General features: G+C 66.7%; 15 protein-coding genes. 6 read left to right on the top strand and 9 right to left on the bottom strand.

All coding sequences use genetic code 11. The annotated features are described in order from the left end of the window. Positions 1–19 precede the first annotated feature (19 nt). Together ACO2Q9_RS02570 and ACO2Q9_RS02565 are read right to left on the bottom strand one after the other, a co-directional pair. Positions 20–2017 (bottom strand): 7TM diverse intracellular signaling domain-containing protein, encoded by a 1998-nt coding sequence (locus ACO2Q9_RS02570; RefSeq protein WP_423307998.1) that lies wholly within the window; start codon positions 2015–2017, stop codon positions 20–22. Then, positions 1983–2654: a response regulator gene (locus ACO2Q9_RS02565; protein WP_423307996.1), complete on the bottom strand. Its 672-nt coding sequence runs from the start codon at positions 2652–2654 to the stop codon at positions 1983–1985. The genes ACO2Q9_RS02570 and ACO2Q9_RS02565 overlap by 35 nt, the downstream gene beginning before the upstream one ends. 145 nt (positions 2655–2799) lie before the next feature. Here ACO2Q9_RS02565 and ACO2Q9_RS02560 point away from each other — a divergent pair, with 145 nt between their 5' ends. The 4 genes from ACO2Q9_RS02560 (at position 2800) to ACO2Q9_RS02545 (ending at position 6656) form a co-directional block, all read left to right on the top strand. Then, positions 2800–3348 (top strand): MarR family winged helix-turn-helix transcriptional regulator, encoded by a 549-nt coding sequence (locus ACO2Q9_RS02560; RefSeq protein ID WP_423307994.1) that lies wholly within the window; start codon positions 2800–2802, stop codon positions 3346–3348. Continuing rightward, positions 3345–4532, top strand: coding sequence for a mandelate racemase/muconate lactonizing enzyme family protein (locus tag ACO2Q9_RS02555; RefSeq protein ID WP_423307992.1), 1188 nt, complete (start codon positions 3345–3347; stop codon positions 4530–4532). The genes ACO2Q9_RS02560 and ACO2Q9_RS02555 overlap by 4 nt, the downstream gene beginning before the upstream one ends. A 51-nt stretch (positions 4533–4583) precedes the next feature. Beyond that, positions 4584–5549 (top strand): D-2-hydroxyacid dehydrogenase, encoded by a 966-nt coding sequence (locus ACO2Q9_RS02550; RefSeq protein WP_423307990.1) that lies wholly within the window; start codon positions 4584–4586, stop codon positions 5547–5549. Positions 5550–5633: 84 nt separating this feature from the next. Next, a complete protein-coding gene (locus ACO2Q9_RS02545) occupies positions 5634–6656 on the top strand; it encodes a tripartite tricarboxylate transporter substrate-binding protein (RefSeq protein WP_423307988.1) in 1023 nt (340 codons plus the stop codon). Here the strand turns inward: ACO2Q9_RS02545 and ACO2Q9_RS02540 are convergent. From ACO2Q9_RS02540 to ACO2Q9_RS02530, 3 genes are read right to left on the bottom strand one after another with little or no spacing between them, the layout of a single operon-like run. Then, complete coding sequence (locus tag ACO2Q9_RS02540; RefSeq protein WP_423307986.1) at positions 6640–7554, bottom strand: DMT family transporter; 915 nt, start codon at positions 7552–7554, stop codon at positions 6640–6642. The genes ACO2Q9_RS02545 and ACO2Q9_RS02540 overlap by 17 nt on opposite strands. Continuing rightward, on the bottom strand, positions 7551–8048 hold the full coding sequence (locus ACO2Q9_RS02535; RefSeq protein WP_423307984.1) for a methylated-DNA--[protein]-cysteine S-methyltransferase: 498 nt from the start codon (positions 8046–8048) through the stop codon (positions 7551–7553). The genes ACO2Q9_RS02540 and ACO2Q9_RS02535 overlap by 4 nt, the downstream gene beginning before the upstream one ends. Further along, positions 8045–9517: an Ada metal-binding domain-containing protein gene (locus tag ACO2Q9_RS02530; RefSeq protein ID WP_423307982.1), complete on the bottom strand. Its 1473-nt coding sequence runs from the start codon at positions 9515–9517 to the stop codon at positions 8045–8047. The genes ACO2Q9_RS02535 and ACO2Q9_RS02530 overlap by 4 nt, the downstream gene beginning before the upstream one ends. 139 nt (positions 9518–9656) lie before the next feature. Here ACO2Q9_RS02530 and ACO2Q9_RS02525 point away from each other — a divergent pair, with 139 nt between their 5' ends. Both ACO2Q9_RS02525 and ACO2Q9_RS02520 read left to right on the top strand, forming a co-directional pair. Then, positions 9657–11045: a phosphomannomutase/phosphoglucomutase gene (locus tag ACO2Q9_RS02525; protein ID WP_423307980.1), complete on the top strand. Its 1389-nt coding sequence runs from the start codon at positions 9657–9659 to the stop codon at positions 11043–11045. A 24-nt stretch (positions 11046–11069) separates the two neighbouring features. Next, positions 11070–12365: a 3-deoxy-D-manno-octulosonic acid transferase gene (locus ACO2Q9_RS02520; protein ID WP_423307978.1), complete on the top strand. Its 1296-nt coding sequence runs from the start codon at positions 11070–11072 to the stop codon at positions 12363–12365. Positions 12366–12382: 17 nt separating this feature from the next. Here ACO2Q9_RS02520 and ACO2Q9_RS02515 read toward each other — a convergent pair whose 3' ends face one another. Genes ACO2Q9_RS02515 through ACO2Q9_RS02500 form a run of 4 tightly spaced genes read right to left on the bottom strand, consistent with a single transcriptional unit; the run spans position 12383 to position 17996 of the window. Continuing rightward, on the bottom strand, positions 12383–13747 hold the full coding sequence (locus ACO2Q9_RS02515) for a TolC family outer membrane protein (protein ID WP_423307976.1): 1365 nt from the start codon (positions 13745–13747) through the stop codon (positions 12383–12385). 13 nt (positions 13748–13760) lie between these two features. Then, the gene (locus tag ACO2Q9_RS02510; RefSeq protein WP_423307974.1) at positions 13761–14099 is read right to left on the bottom strand and encodes a rhodanese-like domain-containing protein; all 339 of its coding nucleotides are present in this window, start codon (positions 14097–14099) and stop codon (positions 13761–13763) included. Positions 14100–14121: 22 nt separating this feature from the next. Further along, positions 14122–14799 carry a protein-L-isoaspartate O-methyltransferase family protein gene (locus ACO2Q9_RS02505; protein WP_423307972.1) on the bottom strand — a complete coding sequence of 226 codons (678 nt, stop codon included), beginning with the start codon at positions 14797–14799 and terminating at the stop codon, positions 14122–14124. A gap of 38 nt (positions 14800–14837) precedes the next feature. Continuing rightward, complete coding sequence (locus ACO2Q9_RS02500; protein ID WP_423307970.1) at positions 14838–17996, bottom strand: efflux RND transporter permease subunit; 3159 nt, start codon at positions 17994–17996, stop codon at positions 14838–14840. Positions 17997–18011: the final 15 nt, after the last annotated feature.

Genomic DNA, 18011 nt, shown 5'->3' with positions numbered 1-18011 from the left:
TTCACCCGGCGGTATCGACTTACGCAGGTATCGACGGCGGTTCACTCGCCGGTTGCGGCAACCTCGATTCGCGCGGCAGTATCAGCACGAAGTACGTGCCCTTGCCGCCGCCGACGCGATTCGCTTCGCCGGATTGCCAGTGCGCATGCGCGCCCAATGCGTCCGCGCGTCGCGCGATGTTCGCCATGCCGCGCCCGCCGCATGGCGGGCTTGCGGTGTCGAAGCCGATGCCGTCGTCAGCCACGCTCACGCTCACATGGAACGCATCCCAAGCCGTGCGCAGCGTGATGGTGTTCGCGCCACTGTGCTTGGCGATGTTGACGAACACCTCCTGCAGGATGCGGAGGATGTGCAGCGCGCTGCGCGGCTCCAGCCAGTTGAGCGGCGGCACGTCCGCCACTTCCCAGACGAGGTCGACGCCGGCCTGCTGCAGCCGCGCACCCAGCCGGTAGCGCAGCGTCGCGAGCAACAGCAGCAGGTCGGGCTCGACCTGTTCGAGCGAATCGATGGTGAGCTTCAGATCGTCCAGGCACTGGCGCAGTACTTCGGCCATGTCGTGCGGCTGCCCGTTCTCCGCCGCCTTGAGCGCACCCATGAGCGATGCGCCCAGGCCGTCGTGCATGTCCTGCATCAGGCGTTGCCGCTCGGCGTGAAGGATCTCACGGTGCTCCACTTCGCGCAGGCGTTCGTGGCTGCGCATGAGCTCCTCTTCGCGCGCGCGCAACTCCCGCTCCAGTTGCGACTGCGCGACTTCTGCGCGCTTCACGGCATTCACGTAGCGCCGGACGACCACATACACGAGCGAGCCGAGCAGGGTGACTCCCTCCAGCGGCAACAGGTAGATGTGCTCGATGTCCAACTGGTAGTTGAGCAGCAGCAGGTCGTGGATGCTCGCCGGCACGGCCAGCGCATTGAACAGCATGACCAGCAGCGTCTCGGAAGAGCGGGCCCGCCAGGCAGACCAGAGACACAGGACGGTCATCACCGTGAATACGACCAGCAGCACCAGGTAGGCGATCGATGCGATCTGCGGGATGGTCAGCGCCGCCAGCGGCGGCAGGCTGACGAGCATCGACAGGAACACGATGCCAAGGCAAGACCACTCGGCCACGGGATAGCGTTTGTTGTGCAGGCGCAGGCCGAAGATATTGGTCAGCACGGCGATCAGCGAGAGCGAATGCAGGGTCATCCAGCCGAACCATTCCTCGCTGATCGGCAGCGGCTCGATGCCCAGGTGGTAGTGCAGCGTGCGGATGAAGAAGACCAGCGAGATCAGGAAGAACAGGCCGTAAGGCGACTCACGCCGCATGAACCAGACGATCAGCGAGAAGAACCCGAGCATGAGGGCCGTCGCTCCCGAAGTCAGTGGCAGCCCCACCTGCAGTGCCTGCCGCCACCACCGGCTCGCGCCCAGCCCGCCGGAATCACCGACCCATGCCGTGGAGAGCGCGGCACCCACGCTGCGGCTGTGGTCCAGGCGTACGAGCAGCGTTTGCGGATGCGTGCCGTCCTCGGCATCGATGCGCAACCACAGCGGATGGTTGAAGCCGTTCCACACCGGCCCTGCGCCCGAGCGGTACACCAGACGTTCGTCGGCATACACGGCAACCTGGCCGACGGTCTGCCAGCGCGGCACGTACAGGCGCAGGGTGCCGGGCGGTACCTGGGAAATCCCGGCTGGCAGCTCGATCCTGAACCACACGGTGTCGATCGGTTCAGTGGATGTGGGGGGAACGATGGCACGCGGCAGGGCGGCAGGCAGGGCCGTGGGCTGCCATCTGGAGGCATCGAGCCGTGGCAGCGGCGGCGCAGGACCGAAGGTGCCGTCGGGCGTGACCTGGAACTGTGCTGTCGTGATGTGGAGCGCGACTTGCGCCCAAGCCCCCGGGGCCAGCAGCACGAACAGCGACAGGACGACGCTTGCGCGCAGAAGAAGAGAGGGCATACGAGCGCGCAGCCGCCGCAGGACTGTCATGCAGGCGTCATCGCGGAAGCAGGCCCTTGCGACGGGCTGCATTCACCGCCTCCATCTTGGAGTTGACCTCGAGCTTGGCGTAGATGCGGCGCACGAACGTGAGCACGGTGTGGCGCGAGACGCCTATCTGCGAGGCGATCTCGTCGTACGAAAAGCCCTTCGCCACGAGCTCCAGGACTTGCGCCTCGCGCGCCGACAACAGCGTGCTGTCGGCCGCCACGGGCGCCTCGGGTGTCTCCTGTTGCTGCAGCAGCCGCAGCACGCTGCGCGCGATGATCGGGCTGATGGGGCTGCCGCCGCGATGCACGCATCGCAGTTCTTCCACCACGTCTTCCGGTGCCGTGTCTTTCAGCAGATAACCGGCGGCTCCGGCCTGGATGGCCTGCACGACGTGCTGCTCGTCGCCGAACACGCTGGAGACGACGGCGGTGCAGCCCGGCGCTTCGCGGTGCATCGCGCGGATGACGTCGATGCCGGAACCGTCCGGCAGGCCCAGGTCCACCAGCAGCACGTCCGCACGCGTGGCGCGCACCATCGCGATGCCCTCGGAACGTGAACGCGCAATGCCTGCGAGTTCGGCGTCCTCGGCACCTGCCACTGCGGCGGAGAAGGCCGCGCAGAACGCGGGATCGTCCTCGACCAGGAGTACCCGGATCGGCGTGTTGACTGCTGCAGGCATGGCCCTGAGTTTGTCACATGTGGTCACAGCGCGTGTCCCCTGAAATGGGGACATGAGGGCCGGGATGCATGTAGGTCGAAAGGGCCAATCGGGACGGAGGGTAAGTACCGGTTCCACACGGGCAAGCGGTTTCTAGAATGTAGACATGTCCACATTGAAGAAGAATTCCGGCAAGGGCGTGGAAGCTTGCCCATGGCGTGACCTCGGGCCGCAGGGGGGCGGGCTCGAGCTCGAGGATTACCCCACCGCGCTGCTCATGCGCGTGGCCAACCACCTGCAGGCGGAGATCACCGGCGTCAACGCGAAGCTGCACGAGCTCTCCGTGCCGGAGTACCGCATCCTGTCGCGCCTCTACGTCTCCGCGCCGATGCAGCTGTCGGCGCTGTGCCGCACGTCGTTCTTCGACAAGGCGTATGCGGGCCGGATCCTGCGCGCGCTCGAAGCACGCGGGCTTGCGCTCACCTCGGTCGATGAGGCGCACAAGCGCCGGCAGATCGTGGACATCACGCCTGCCGGACGTGAACTGGCCAGGCGTATTGCGCCGCTTGCGCGTCGCAGCCAGGCCCGCCTGCTCGAAGTGCTGTCGACCGACGAGCGCGTCGCGCTCTATGGCGCGCTGAAGAAACTCCTGAATGCCAACACCCCTGCTGCACCTGCCGCGCCTGTTGCAGCCCCCAAGGAAACCCGGAAATGAAGATCACGAAAATCGAGACATTGCAGGCAGATGGCGGCTACCGCGTCTGTTCGTACATCAAGATCAGCACCGACGAAGGCCTCACGGGCTGGGCCGAGTTCTACGACGGTTTCAGCGGTGCGATGCTCGCGCCGTTGATCCACGGCTTCGGCAAGTCGGCCATCGGGATGGATCCGCGACAGTACGCGCGCATCAGCGAATCGCTGCTGGCCACCACACGGGTGGCGGCGGGCGGCATCTCGCACCAGGCCGTGGCTGCTGTCGAGAACGCTTGCCTGGACATCGCTGCCAAGGCGCAGGGCGTGCCTGTCCATCAACTGTTCGGCGGTCCGTTCCGCGAACGTGTGCCGGTGTACTGGACGCATTGCGGCAGCTATCGCGTCCGTCATGCGGCGATGTACGAGAAGCTGGGCTACGAACCCGTGCGCACGCTCGATGACTTCGTGCGCCTGGGCAAGGAGGCCGTGGCGCAAGGCTTCAATGCGGTGAAGACCAACCCGGTGTTCTTCGACAGGGAGGTGCCCTACATGTTCAACGGCGGCTTCCGCATCGCGCCGGGCTTTCTGGATCGCAGCATCGGCGACGCGCAACTGCAGGCCATCGTGGACCAGTTGTCGGCATTGCGGCAGGGCATCGGTCCGCATGCCGGCCTGATGCTCGACGTGAGCTTCAGCCAGCGTCCCGAAGGCTACATGCGCATGGCGCGGCGTCTTGAAGCGCTGAACATGTATTGGCTCGAACTCGACATCCGCGACCCCGAAGCGCTGGCGATGATCCGCAGTTCCAGCCGCACGCCCATTTCATCGCTCGAAGGCATCCACGGGCTGCAGGAGTACCGGCCCTACATCGAGAAGCGCACGGTGGACGTCGCCATCATCGACCCGATGTGGAACGGTGTCTGGCAGTCGGTGCGCATCGCCACGCTCGCCGATGCGTTCGAGACGCATATCGCGCCGCACAACCCCGTCGGTGAACTCGGCAACCTGATGAGCCTGCATTTCTGCGCGGCCGTGCCCAATGTGCGGATCATGGAACTGCGCCCTGACGAAGCGCCGTGGACGCGCGACTTCGTCACGCATCTGCCGGAAATGAAAGACGGCGCGCTGCTCGTGCCGGACCGTCCGGGCTGGGGCGCGGATGTCAACGAAGACGCGCTGCGCGAGCACCCGGTCCGCAGCGCCTGACGCCGCCGCCAGGACCCGACACGAACAGACAACCAGACAAGGAGACAAGGCATGCGAGTGATTTACTGGACCAAGATGCAGCTGGCCAAGGCCCAGCTCATCGAGAAGCTGGGTTCGGTGCCGGGCACCGAACTCGTGGTGGCTGCGACGCTGCCCGAAGCATTGGCGGCCATGCCCGGTGCGGCCGGCATCGTGCTGTACGACGCGCCGCCCGAAGAAGCAAGGCAGATCATCGACGTGCTGAAGTCGCCGGGCAACACCGTGCGATGGATGCACTTCTGTTCGGCGGGCCGGGAGGGTTTCGATGCCGTGGGCATTCCACCCGGTATCGCCGTCACTTATGCGGCAGGAGGTGCGTCGCCGGCCGTGGCCGAGCACGCGATGGCACTGCTGCTGTCGGTCGGACGCCGCATTCCGGAGTCGCTCGTGCAGCAGGCGGAACGCAAATGGGACCGCGCGCCCGCAGCGCGTTCATCCTCGCTCGAAGGCAGGACCATGGCGATCATCGGCTACGGAAACATCGGGCGGGAGATCGCGAAACGCGCGCGCGGCTTCGGCACGAAGCTGATTGCCGTGTCGCGTTCTGCCAGGAAGGATGAGTTGGTCGATGAAGCAGCACCACTGTCGTCGCTGCACGAGGTGCTGGGTCGCGCCGATGTCGTGGTGATCGCCATTGCGCTGACGGACGAAACGCATCACCTGCTCGATGCCGCGGCGCTGGCCGCGTGCAGGAAGGGCGTGCTCATCGTCAACATCGCGCGCGGCGGCGTGATCGATCAGGCGGCCTTGTGCGAAGCGCTGAAGAGCGGGCAGGTCGGCGGTGCCGGCCTGGACGTGACCGATCCCGAGCCGCTGCCGGCCGACGATCCGCTTTGGGCATGCCCCAACCTGCTCATCACGTCGCATTACGCCGGCGCGGGCAGCCCGGCCACGCTGCGGCGGCTGGCCGAAGGCGCAGCCGACAACCTGTTGCGTTTCAGCAAGGGCGAGCCGTTGCTCAACCAGGTGAGCGGCTGAACGGCAAGGAAGGACGCCGGCCGACGATTTGACGACGCGGGCGGCGCCCGCGTCGATGTGCGAAGTAACTACAAGGAGACAGACATGCAATCCATTCCCGGGACATTCAATCGAGGACGGCGTCGCGCCGTCGTGACACTGCTCTCAACGGCAGCAATGACCGCGGCAGCGGTGCTTGCGCCCGCCGCTGCATGGGCGCAGGCGCCACTGCTCAAGCAGGTCACCATCGTCGTGCCGTTCCCGGCAGGCGGTGCGACGGATGCCGTCGCGCGGCTGGTGGGCGAGAGCCTGCGCGGCACCTATGCAGAGACCGTGGTCGTGGAAAACCGTGCCGGCGCCGCCGGCCGTGTGGGCGTGGAGTACGTGAAGAACCGTCCGGCCGATGGCAGCTTCCTGCTCTACACGCCGACCTTCCCGATGTCGATCTTTCCGCACATCTACAAGAAGATGCCCTACGACACGCTGACCGACTTCGTGCCGGTCGCGTCCACGTCCAAGGGCAGCCTGGGTCTGGCCATCGGTCCGGCGGTGCCGGCATCGGTGAAGACCGTGCAGGAATTCGTGACCTGGGCCAAGGCGAACCCGGACAAGGCCAACTTCGGCACGGCCAGCGGTTCGAGCCAGCACTTCGCAGGTGTGATGTTCGGCCGCAATGCCGGCGTGGACCTGCGCCTCGTGCCCTACAAGGGCGGTGCACCCGCCGTGGTCGACCTGCTGGGTGGCCATGTGTCGTCCACGGTGAGCCCGCTGCCGGAGATCATTCCGCATGCGGCGGACGGAAAAATCCGCATCCTCGCCGTCACCGGTGCACAGCGTTCGCGCTTCCTGCCGCAGGTGCCGACGATGCTGGAATCCGGCTACCGCGATGTGGTGTTCGGCGACTGGTCCGGCTTCCTCGCACCTGCAAAGACGCCGCCTGAACTGGTGGCCAAGGCCAACGCGCTCATTTCTGCGTACGTGCGCTCGGAGAAGGGCATCGACGCACTGGGCAAGCTCGGCACCGAAGCCGATGCGCAAGGCGTGGCCGAATTCAATGCCACCGTGAAGGCAAGCTGGGAGCGCTACCGCACCGTGGTGCAGTCCACCGGCTTCACCGCCGAAGACTGAGCAGGCCTGTCGACAAGGCCGTGCCCGCCACGATGACCAGCCCGCAAAGCACCATCCACGCGGTCACGGCTTCCTGCAGGAAGAGCGCGCCGTAGGCGATCGCGAACACCGGCACCACGAAGGTGACTGCGAGCGCGCGCGCCGGCCCCGCACGCGCGAGCAGCCGGAAATAGAGGATGTAGGCAACACCCGTGCACAGCACACCCATGGCCACGGCGGCGGCCCAGGCCCGCAGGCCCGGCGTGTGGGCCGGCCAGAGCCAGATGGCAGCAGGCGCGAGCAGCACCGTTGCGCCCACCTGGCTGCCTGTGGCGATGGCCAGCGAGGGCGTCGAGCCCAGGTGGCGTTTGGTGAAGCTGGCCCCGATGCCGTAGCAGATCGACGCGAGCAGGCAGGCGGCGATGGCGAAGCCCGGCGCGATGCCGGATGCACCGGCCTTCAGGCTTGCCTTGTCCCACGCGAGCATGGTGACACCCACGAAGCCCACCGCGAGGCCGGCGATGCGCGTGGCGTTCAGGCGGTCGCCCAGCCACATCCACGCGATGATCGCGCCGAACAGCGGCACGGTGGCGTTGAGGATGGAGGACAGGCCGGTCGAGATGGCCAGCAGTGCGAAGCAGAAGCAGGCGAACGGAATTCCGGAGTTCAGCGCGCCGACGATGAACAGCGGCTTCCAGTCCTGCGCCATGGCGGGTGCGAGGCCGCGCCAGAACGCAAGCGGCAGCAGGAAGAGCGCGGCAATGCCCACGCGCAATGTGGCCGCGGGCAGCGCACCGAACTCGGTGGCGGTGATGCGCATGAAGAGGAACGACGCGCCCCAGATCGCGGAGAGCAGCAGGAAGTCGATGGCCCATTCCTTGGGGCCTGTTGTCGTGACATTCGATGGCGATGCGCTCAAAGAAGAACCCCTTCGAGCTGCAGCAGTGCGATCTTTCGATCGAGCCCGCCGGCATAACCGGTGAGCGATCCGTCGGAGCCGAGCACGCGATGGCAGGGCACGATGACCGAGACCGGATTGCGCCCGACGGCCGCGCCGACCGCGCGCACCGCCGCCGGGTTGCCGATGTTCGCGCTGATGGCCCCGTAACTTGTCGTCGCGCCGCGCGGAATGGCCAGCAGCGCCTGCCAGACGGCCTGCTGGAAGCCGGTGCCGCCGCTCAGGTCCAGTGGCATGTCGAACGTGGCGGCCTCGCCATTGAAGTAGCGCGTGAGCTGCTGGCCCGCGCGCACGATCATCGGGTGCGCATCGTCCACCGCCCAGTCCGTCATGTCGGGCAGGTGCTTCTGCCCGTCGAACCAGACACCGGCGAGGCCCTGGTCCGTGACAGCGATGACGACGGGGCCGAGCGGGCTGTCGACGCGCCCGCTGACAAGGGAAGGGTGGAATTTCATGTCTTCTTCTCCTGAGGGCGTGCCCAGGCACGCAACACGGCATAGCTGCGCCACGGCCGCCAGGCGGCCGAGGCTTCTTCGGCGGCGCGCGCGGTCGCCACGCCCAACGCTTTCTGCAGGGCGATGTCGCCTGCAGGAAACGCATCGGGCCAGCGCAACGCACGCATCGCGATGTAGTGCGCGGTCCAATCGCCGATACCGGGCAGCGTCTTGAGCAAATCGATGGTGTCCGGCACGTTCGCGCCGGGATGCAGTTGCAGGCGCCCTTGCGCCACGGCACGGGCGATTCCCGCGATGGCGGCCTGCCGCTGCCGCACGATGCCCAGCGAGCCGAGGGCATCGCCCTCGGCGACAGCCAGCACCTCGGGCGTGGGAAACAGCTTCGTCAACGAGGCGATGGGCGCGTCCGCCAGCGGCGATCCGAACCGGTCCACCACGCGCTGCGCCAGCGTGCGTGCAGCCGCGACGGTGATCTGCTGTCCGAGCACGGCCCGGATTGCCAGTTCGTAGCCATCGAGTGAACCCGGCACGCGCAGTCCGATGCTCCCGGGGAAATCGCCCTGCAGCACGGCATGGATCGCTTGCGGGTCGGCGTCGAGGTCAAGTGCCGCGCGCACGCGGCGGATGACCAGCGGCAACACATCGCGCAGGCCGTCGGACACCCGCAGCACCACCTGTGAGCGGTCCTCGTCGAAGCGCATGGAAATCCATCCGGCGTGATCGCGACCATCGGCGCGGACGCGCAGCGTCCGTGCGAACTGTGCGGTCCCGATGTCCACATGCTCGATGCCGGTGATGAACCGTCGCGAGAAGAAGCCGAGCATCGCGGCCACGTCGTAGGGCGGCCGGTAACCCAGGCGCACCCGCGTGCCTTCGCCGTCACGTTCCTCGCCCTGGCGGCGCAACTGCGCGGGACTCAGGCCGTAGTGCCCGACGAAGGCCGCGTTGAAACGACGCAGGCTCGAGAAACCGCTGCACAGCGCGACCTGCGAAACGGGCAGGCTGGTGTCGGCCAGCAATTGCTTGGCGGTGAGCAGGCGGCGTGTCTGCAGATACTGCAGGGGCGACACGCCGAATTGCGCCTCGAAGATGCGACGCAGGTGCCGGTCGCTCACACCCAGACGCCGGGCCAGCGCAGCAACGGACGCGGGCGCTTCGCTCCATGCGTCGGGTTCGTCCAGCAGGCGTGCTGCCTGGTTGGCAAGGATGCCCGATGCATCCTGGATGGACCAGGCGTGTGATTGCGGCGCGAGTTCGGGCCGGCAACGCAGGCAGGGCCTGAAGCCCGCCGCTTCGGCTTGCGCCGCCAGCTCGAAAAACCGGCAGTTCTCACGACGCGGCGTGCGCACGCTGCACACGGGGCGGCAGTAGATGCCGGTGGAGGTGACGCCTGTGAAGAAACGGCCGTCGAAGCGCGCGTCGCGTGCCTTGAGGGCGTTGTAGCAGGCGTTGTCGGTGGCGGCATCCATGGGGAAATCATACGCGCCGGCCTGCGCGGGACTCGCCATTTCCGGACATCATCCTGCGCGTCAGGATGCGCCTTTTTCCGACACGGCATCGTGGGGTGCGCGCCTACAATGGCCTGCCCTTCCAGCATCAGGTCATGACATGCAGCTTGCCCCGTCGATCTTCAAAGCCTATGACATCCGCGGTGTCGTTCCGACCACACTGACGCCCGACGTGGCGCGCGCCCTGGGCCGTGCCTTCGGCACGGTGGCCCGCCAGAACGGCGAGAAGAGCGTGGCCGTCGGTCGCGACGGCCGCCTCTCCGGCCCGGTCCTGAGCGAGGCGCTGGTGGCCGGTCTGGTGGACGCTGGCATCGAAGTCATCGACATCGGCCTTGCGACCACGCCGATGCTCTACTTCGCTGCGAGCACGCTGGCGACGTCGGGCATCCAGGTCACGGGCAGCCACAACCCCAGGGATTACAACGGCTTCAAGATGGTGATGGCCGGCCGTGCCATCTACGGCGACGACATCCAGAGCCTGCGCCACATCATGGAAGCGGAGAGCTGGACGCTGACCGCAGGTGGCAGCGTGCGCAACATCAATGTCTTTGCGCCGTACCGCGACCGCATCGTGCGCGACATCCGGCTCGCCCGCCCGATGAAGATCGTCGTGGACTGCGGCAATGGCATCGCGGGCGCATCGGCGCCGGCGATCTTCCGCGCCATCGGCTGCGAAGTCATCGAACTCTTCAGCGAAGTCGATGGCAACTTCCCCAACCACCACCCGGACCCGAGCAAGCCGGAGAACCTGAAGGACCTGATCGCCGCGTTGCAGACCTCCGGCGCGGAACTGGGCCTGGCGTTCGACGGTGACGGCGACCGCTTGGGCATCGTCACGCGCGACGGTCAGAACATCTTCCCGGACCGGCAGATGATGCTGTTCGCGCAGGACGTGCTGAGCCGCGTGCCCGGCGGCAGCATCGTCTACGACGTGAAGTGTTCGCAACGCCTCGCGCCCGCCATCGAGGCGGCAGGCGGCAAGGCGCTGATGTTCAAGACGGGCCATTCGCTCATCAAGGCCAAGATGCGTGAGATCGACGCGCCGCTGGGCGGCGAGATGAGCGGGCACATCTTCTTCAAGGAGCGCTGGTTCGGCTTCGACGACGGCACCTATGCCGGCTGCCGGCTGCTCGAGATCGTGAGCCGCAGCCCCGATGCGAACGTGGTGCTGAACGCGCTGCCCACCAGCCACTCGACACCGGAGCTCAACGTGCAATGCGCTGAAGGCGAGCCGCATGCGCTCGTGGCAAAGCTTGTGGAAGGCGCGGAAGGCCGGGACTTCGGCGGCGCGAAGGTGTCGACCATCGATGGTCTGCGACTGGACTGGGAGGATGGCTTCGGCCTGATCCGCGCGTCCAACACCACGCCGGTGCTGGTGCTGCGCTTCGAGGGGCACGACGACGCGGCGCTCAAGCGCATCGAGGCAGACATGCTGGCCTTGCTGCGCAGCGTGAAGCCCGACGCGTCGCTGGCGCAGGCCGCGCACTGACCTGCCCCCCGATCCGAACGACGCATGCGCGCCCTGTACTCGCTGCTCATGACATTGGGCCAGCCGTTCCTGCGGCGAAAACTGCGACGGCGAGGGCAGAAGGAGCCCGGTTATCTGGAGGCTGTGGAAGAGCGCTTCGGCCGTTACGGCGTTCCGCCATCGCGGGGCAGCCTGTGGGTGCACGCCGTCTCGCTCGGCGAAACGCGCGCTGCGGCCATCCTGCTGGAGCGGCTGCGCAAGGAGCGGCCCGAGTTGCGCCTGCTGCTCACGCACGGGACGGCGACGGGTCGGGCAGAAGGCGCACGCCTGCTCCAGCCCGGCGACGTGCAGGTCTGGCAGCCGTGGGACACGCCGCGGGCGGTGCAGCGCTTCATTGCTCACTTCAGGCCATGTCTTGGCATCCTGATGGAGACCGAAATCTGGCCCAACCTCGTCGCGCACTGCAAGGCCGAAGGCGTGCCGCTGGTCCTGGCGAATGCGCGGCTCAATGAAAAGTCGTTCGCGCAGTCGCAGCGCCTGTCGGTGCTGTCGGAGCCGGCTTTCGAGTCGCTGACGGCCGTGTGGGCCCAGACAGGCGCCGATGCCGAGCGGCTGCGGGCGCTCGGCGCGCCGGTGCGCGGTGTCTTCGGCAATCTGAAGTTCGATGCGTCGCCTGATTCGGCCCAGCTTTTGCGGGGTCGCCAGTGGGCTGGGCAGAACGCGCGTCCCGTCGTCATGCTCGCGAGCTCGCGTGAAGGTGAAGAAGCGCTGTTGCGCGATGCCGTCGCTGCTTGGCGTCAGCGCGATCCGGCGATGGCGGCCGGCGTGCAATGGCTGATCGTGCCGCGCCATCCGCAGCGCTTCGACGACGTGGCGGCGCTGGTCCGCCAGCGCGGGCTCACGCTGTCGCGGCGAAGTGAATGGAAAGACGCACCGGAGGCCGCCGATGTATGGCTCGGCGATTCGCTGGGGGAGATGGCGCTTTACTACGGCCTGTCGACGATGGCGCTGCTCGGTGGAAGTTTCGAACCGCTGGGGGGGCAGAACCTGATCGAGGCGGCGGCTTGCGGCTGCCCGGTGATCATGGGGCCGTCGACATTCAATTTTGCCGAAGCTGCTGGCCTGGCAGAGGAAGCAGGCGCTGCCTTGCGCGTGGACGACATGCCCGAAGCCGTGGACGAAGTGGCGCGGCTGCTGGCTGACAGGCCCGCCTTGTTCGGCCACGCGCAGTACGCCATGGCCTTTGCGACAGCACACCGGGGCGCTGCGTCCAGGACCGTCGAAGCGGTGCTGGCGCTGCTGGATGCGCCAGCCAGTGCCGGAAAATCAGCGGGCGGCTAGCCAGCCGTGGGATCGGCTCAGCGCGCCAGCAGCGCGTTGACGATCTGCAGGTCTTCGGGCTTGAGCGTACCGGCGGCCTGACGCAGCCGCAGGTTGCCCAGCAGCACGTTGTAGCGGGCCTGCGCCAGATCGCGCTTGGTCTGGAACAACTGGCTTTGCGAATTCAGCACGTCGATGTTGATGCGCACGCCCACTTGATAACCCAGCTTGTTGGCATCCAGCGCGCTCTGGCTCGATGCCTCGGCGGCTTCGAGCGCCTTCACCTGTCCCAGGCCCGAGATCACGCCGAAGTACGCCGTGCGCGTGCCCTGCGCCACACTGCGGCGCGTTGCTTCCAGGTCGGACTGCGCCTTGTCTTCCAGCGACAGTGTTTCGCGGATGCGGTTCTGCGTGGCGAAGCCGGCGAAGAGCGGCAGGTTGAACTGCACACCGATGGTGCCGACATTGGACCGTGTGTTGAGCGCCGACGTGGCCGAGCCTTCGGGGCTGCGCGTGACGGAATAGCTCGCCACGGCGTCGAGCGTGGGTTTGTGGCCGGCCTTGGCCTTCTCGGTTTCGAGCCGCGCGATGTCGACCGCCACCAGGTTCTGGCGCACGCCCGGGTGGTTGTCCTGCGACTGCTGCACCCAGCTGTTGACGTCATTCGGCGCGGGCGAGGGCAGTGTGGAGGGCGTGACCAGCGGTGTCGGGTCGGTGTTGGCCTTGCCCACGAGCTGGTCGAGCGCGAGCTTCTTCACGCGCAGGTCGTTCTCGGCGGCGATCTCCTGCGCGATCACGAGGTCGTAGCGGGCCTGCGCTTCACGCGAATCGGTGACGGTGGAGGTGCCCACTTCGAAGTTGCGCTTGGCGGCGGCGAGTTGCTCGGCGACGGCGGTCTTCTGCGCGCGCACGAAGGCCAGGCTGTCCTGCGAGGCCAGCACGTCGAAGTAGGCTTGGCTCACGCGCACGATCAGGTCCTGCTCGGCCGCGTCGAGTTGGGCCTGCGCCAGATCGACCTGCCGCTTGCCCTGTTCGTAGGTCGCCCAGTTGGCAGGGCGGTAGATGGGCTGAGATGCGCTCACGGTCCCCGTGGTGGTCGGGTAGTTGCGGTTGACGACCGGATTGGTGTTCTCGAAGTCGGACCGCGAATAGCCGGCCGACAGCCCTGCCGTGGGCAGGATGCCCGCGCGTGCCTGCTCGGCGCGCGCGAGGTTGGCGTCATATTGCGAACGGGCCGACTGGTAGGTGGCGTCGTAGGCGCGTGCAGCGTCGTACAGCGCGGTCAGGCTCTGCGCCTGCGCGGACGGCATCGCCACGGTGCCCAGTCCGAGACCCAGCACCGCGCATACGGCCGCGTGAAGTTTTTCGCGATGGGGGGATTGCCGGAACAGGTTCATGGTCATCCTTGGAAAGAAATCAGTACCGCGCCACCGATGGGTCGCGTTCGAGCGACCACGCGTCAATGCCGCCGGCCACGTTGGCCACGTGGCTGAAGCCGTTGTGTGCGAGGAAGGCCGCAACGCGCTGGCTGCGTGCGCCGTGATGGCACAGGCAGGCGACGGGGCGTTGCGGGTCGAGCTGCTCCAGTCGCGCGGGCACTTCGCCCATGGGAATGGTGACCAGCTCGAAGCCTTCGGGCTTGACGCTTGCGGTCTGCAGCTCCCAGGGTTCACGCACGTCCAGCACCTGGGGCGACGCGGTGCCCGTGGACTGGAACCATTCGGCGAGGGCGAGGGGGCTGACTTGCGCAATCATGGATTCGGATGACCTGTGATGTTCAGAAGCTGAAGCGCGACGGTTCTGGGAAGTGCTGCAGGCGCGGGGCCACGGTGTCCCAGGGCTGCACGGTCTGGTGGCTGGCCTCACCGGTGCGGGTGATGAAGTGGGCGCGCATCATGGGTTCCTCGCCCACGATGGCCGCCAGCCGGCCGCCGACCTTGAGTTGCGCCAGCAGCGATTGCGGCACTTCGGCCACCGAGCCGCTGAGCACGATCACGTCGTACGGGCCGTCCACGGCAACGTCCTTCGAGCCATCGGCCTGGCGGACTTCCACGTTCAGGATGCCGGCTTTCTGCAGGTTGCCGCGCGCCATGGCGACCAGCCCTGCGTCGATTTCCAGCGAGATGACGCGTTGCGCGCGGTGCGCCAGAAGTGCGGCCATGTAACCGGAGCCCGCGCCGATCTCGAGCACCTTCTCGTGCTTCTGCACCTTCAGATCGTGCAGCATCCGGGCTTCCACGCGGGGGGCGAGCATGACTTCGCCCTTGCCCTGTGCTTCTTCGGAACTGCCTTGCAGCGGCAGCTCCATGTCGGTGAAGGCCAGGGCCTTGTGCGCCAGCGGCACGAAGTCCTCGCGGCGCACGACGGACAGCAGTTCCAGGATTTCCGGGTCCAGGACGTTCCAGGGCCGGATCTGCTGCTCGATCATGTTGAAGCGGGCGTGGTCGGTGCTCATGTTCATGGGGCGTCTCGCTTGAGAAAAGTGGGGGGTGATCAGGACAAACCCTCGATTTTAGGCGCCGCGTCCGGTTTCCTCCGCAACCACCGTGCCAGATCGTCCATGTAGCAATAGACCACGGGAACGACCACCAGCGTGAGCAGGGACGACGTGATCACGCCGCCGATGACCGCCTGGCCCATCGGCGCGCGCTGCTCGGAGCCTTCCGACAGGGCAAAAGCCAGCGGCACCATGCCGAAGACCATGGCCAGCGTGGTCATCAGGATGGGGCGCAGCCGCACGCGCGCCGCCATCAGCAGCGCCTGGCTGCGCTCCATGCCCTCTTCGCGCGCACGGATGGCGAAGTCCACCAGCAGGATGGCGTTCTTGGTCACCAGGCCCATCAGCATCACCACGCCGATGATCGAGAACATCGAGAGCGTGGAGCCGAAGAACATCAGCGCCAGAACGACGCCGATGAGCGTAAGCGGCAGCGAAGTCATGAGGGCCAGCGGTTGCAGGAAGCTCTTGAACTGGCTGGCCAGGATCATGTAGATGAAGATGATCGCCATGACCAGCGCCGAGATGGCGTAGCCGAACGATTCCTGCATGTTCTTGGTGGAGCCGCTGAAGCTGTAGCGGTAGCCTGGAGGCAAGCCCATGGCGTCGAGCGCGGCGCGGATATCGGCCGACACTTCGCCGGTGCCGCGGCCACTGGTGTTCGCGTTGAGCGAGACCTCGCGCGTCAGCGCGCGGCGGTTGATCTGGTTGGGGCCGGTGGATTCTTCGACGCTGGCCACCTGCGACAGGCGCACGATGCGCGACGTGCCGTCGGTGGCGTTGAGCGCGAAGGGCAGGCGCTCGAGGTCCTGCGGTGCGGTGCGCGCGCCGGGCGCGAGGCGCACGTTCACGTCGTAGGTCTGGTCGTCGCTGGCGCGCCAGTTGCCCACCGTGGTGCCAGCCACCAGCGTGCGCAGCTGGCCGCCGATGGGGGCGACGCCCAGGCCGAGGTCCGATGCCGCCTCACGTCGCACGTTGACGCGGATGGTCGGCTTGTCGGGCTTCATGCTCGAATCCAGGTCGACGAGGCCCGGGATGGTACGCAGCTTGGCGGCAGCCAGCACCGACAGTCGCTCCAGTTCCTTGAGGTCCGGGCCCTGGATGGAAAACTCGATCTGCTTGTTGCCACCCACCGCGTCCAGCAGGCCGACGTGCGTGACGGTGATGCCGGGCACCTGCGCGAGGCGCTCGCGCAGGAGGCTCGACATCTGGACCACATTGCGCGTTCGCTGCTTGCGGTCGGTCAGGCGCACGTAGATGCTCGCGTAGTTCTTGCCCGATGCCATGCCGGTGTTCAGCGTCGAGAGCGTGTAGCGCACTTCGGGGAACTCGCGGATGATCGACTCGACCTGCTTTGCCTTGGCTTCCGTCGCTTCGAGCGAAGAGCCGACCGGCGTGTAGAAATTGACTGTGGTTTCGGAGAAGTCCGCCTGCGGCACGAACTCCGTGCCCAGCAGCGGCACCATGACGATGCTGACGACGAAGATGGCGAACGCGATCAGCAGCGTCTTGATCTTGTGCACCAGCGACCAGCGCAGGATCGACTGGTAACCCTCGGCGAGGCTTTCGGTAGCCCGGTCGAACCAGCCGGTCACGCGGCCGATGGTCCGGTCGTAGAAGGTCTTCGGCGCGGCAGCATCGCCGCCGCCATGCGCATGGATGCTCGGGTCGTGCCAGACGGACGAGAGCATCGGGTCGAGCGTGAAGCTCACGAACATCGAGATCAGCACCGCCGCGACGATGGTGATGCCGAACTCGTGGAAGAACTTGCCGATGATGCCTTCCATGAAGCCGATCGGCAGGAACACGGCGACGATGGACAGCGTGGTCGCGAGCACCGCGAGACCGATTTCCTGCGTGCCGTCCATGGCGGCGGTGAAGGAGTCCTTGCCCATCTGCACGTGCCGCACGATGTTCTCGCGCACGACGATGGCATCGTCGATCAGCAGGCCCACGCACAGGGACAGCGCCATCAACGTGATCATGTTGATGGTGAAACCGAACATGTCCATGAACCAGAACGTGCCGATCAGCGCGATGGGCAGCGTGAGGCCCGTGATCACCGTGGAGCGCCACGAGTTGAGGAACAGGAACACGATGAGCACGGTGAGCAACGCGCCTTCGATCAGCGTCTGCCGCACGTTGTCCACGGCCACGCGGATGGGCCGCGCTGCGTCGGCAATCGGCTCGAGGCGCACGCCCGGCGGAAGCTCGGCCTTCATCTCGTCCAGCGCCTTGCGCAGGCCGTCGACCACGCCGATGGTGTTTTCGTCCTGCGACTTCTGTACCGACAGCAGCAGCGTGCGCGAGCCGTTGTAGAGCGCGACGCTTTCCAGTTCCTGCGCGCCGTCATTCACCGTCGCAACCTGCTTGAGCTTCACGGCCACGCCATTGCGGCGCGCGACGATGATTTCGCCGAAGTCTTCCGGCCGCTGCATGCGCGCGTCGATCTGCACCACGCGCTCCTGCGACAGCGAGCGGATCGCACCGACCGGCAGTTCCTGGTTTTCGTTGCGCACGGCGGCCACCACCTGGTCGGCGGTGATCGACAGCGCTTCCATCGCCTGCGGATTCAGGTAGAGGTTGATCTCGCGCTTGGTGCCGCCCACGAGGTTGACCGCGCCGACGCCGCGGACGTTCTCCAGCCGCTTCTTGAGCACCTGATCGGCCCAGTTCGTCAGCTCGACCGGGCTGAGCTGCGCCCGACCGCTCGTGGCTTCGGGCAGCACGGCCACCGACCAGATCGCACGGCTTGCAGGGTCGAAGCGCAGCACGCGTGGTTCGTCCACCTCGTCCCGGAAATTGGGGCGGATCTGAGCGACCTTCTCGCGCACGTCTTCCGCCGCCTTGCGGCCGTCGATGTGCAGCTGGAATTCGATGATGACGACGGAGGTGCCTTCGTAGCTGCGCGAGGTGAGGGCATTGATGCCGGCGATGGAGTTGACGCCTTCCTCCACCTTCTTCGTGACCTCGCTTTCCACGATCTCGGGGGAGGCGCCGGGGTAGGTGGTGGTGACCACCACCACGGGGAAGTCGATGTTGGGGAACTGGTCGACCTGCAGCCGTTTGTAAGAGAAGAGCCCCAGCACCACGAAGGCGAGCATCACCATCGTGGCGAACACGGGGTTGCGCAGGCTGACCTTGGTGAACCACATGGTGCGGAGCGGCCT

Source organism: Variovorax sp. VNK109 (assembly GCF_049445855.1).
Taxonomy (GTDB): Bacteria; Pseudomonadota; Gammaproteobacteria; order Burkholderiales; family Burkholderiaceae_C; genus JAGOCV01.
Note: the sequence above shows the minus strand (reverse complement) of the source record. Positions and strands in the feature narration are given on the sequence as shown.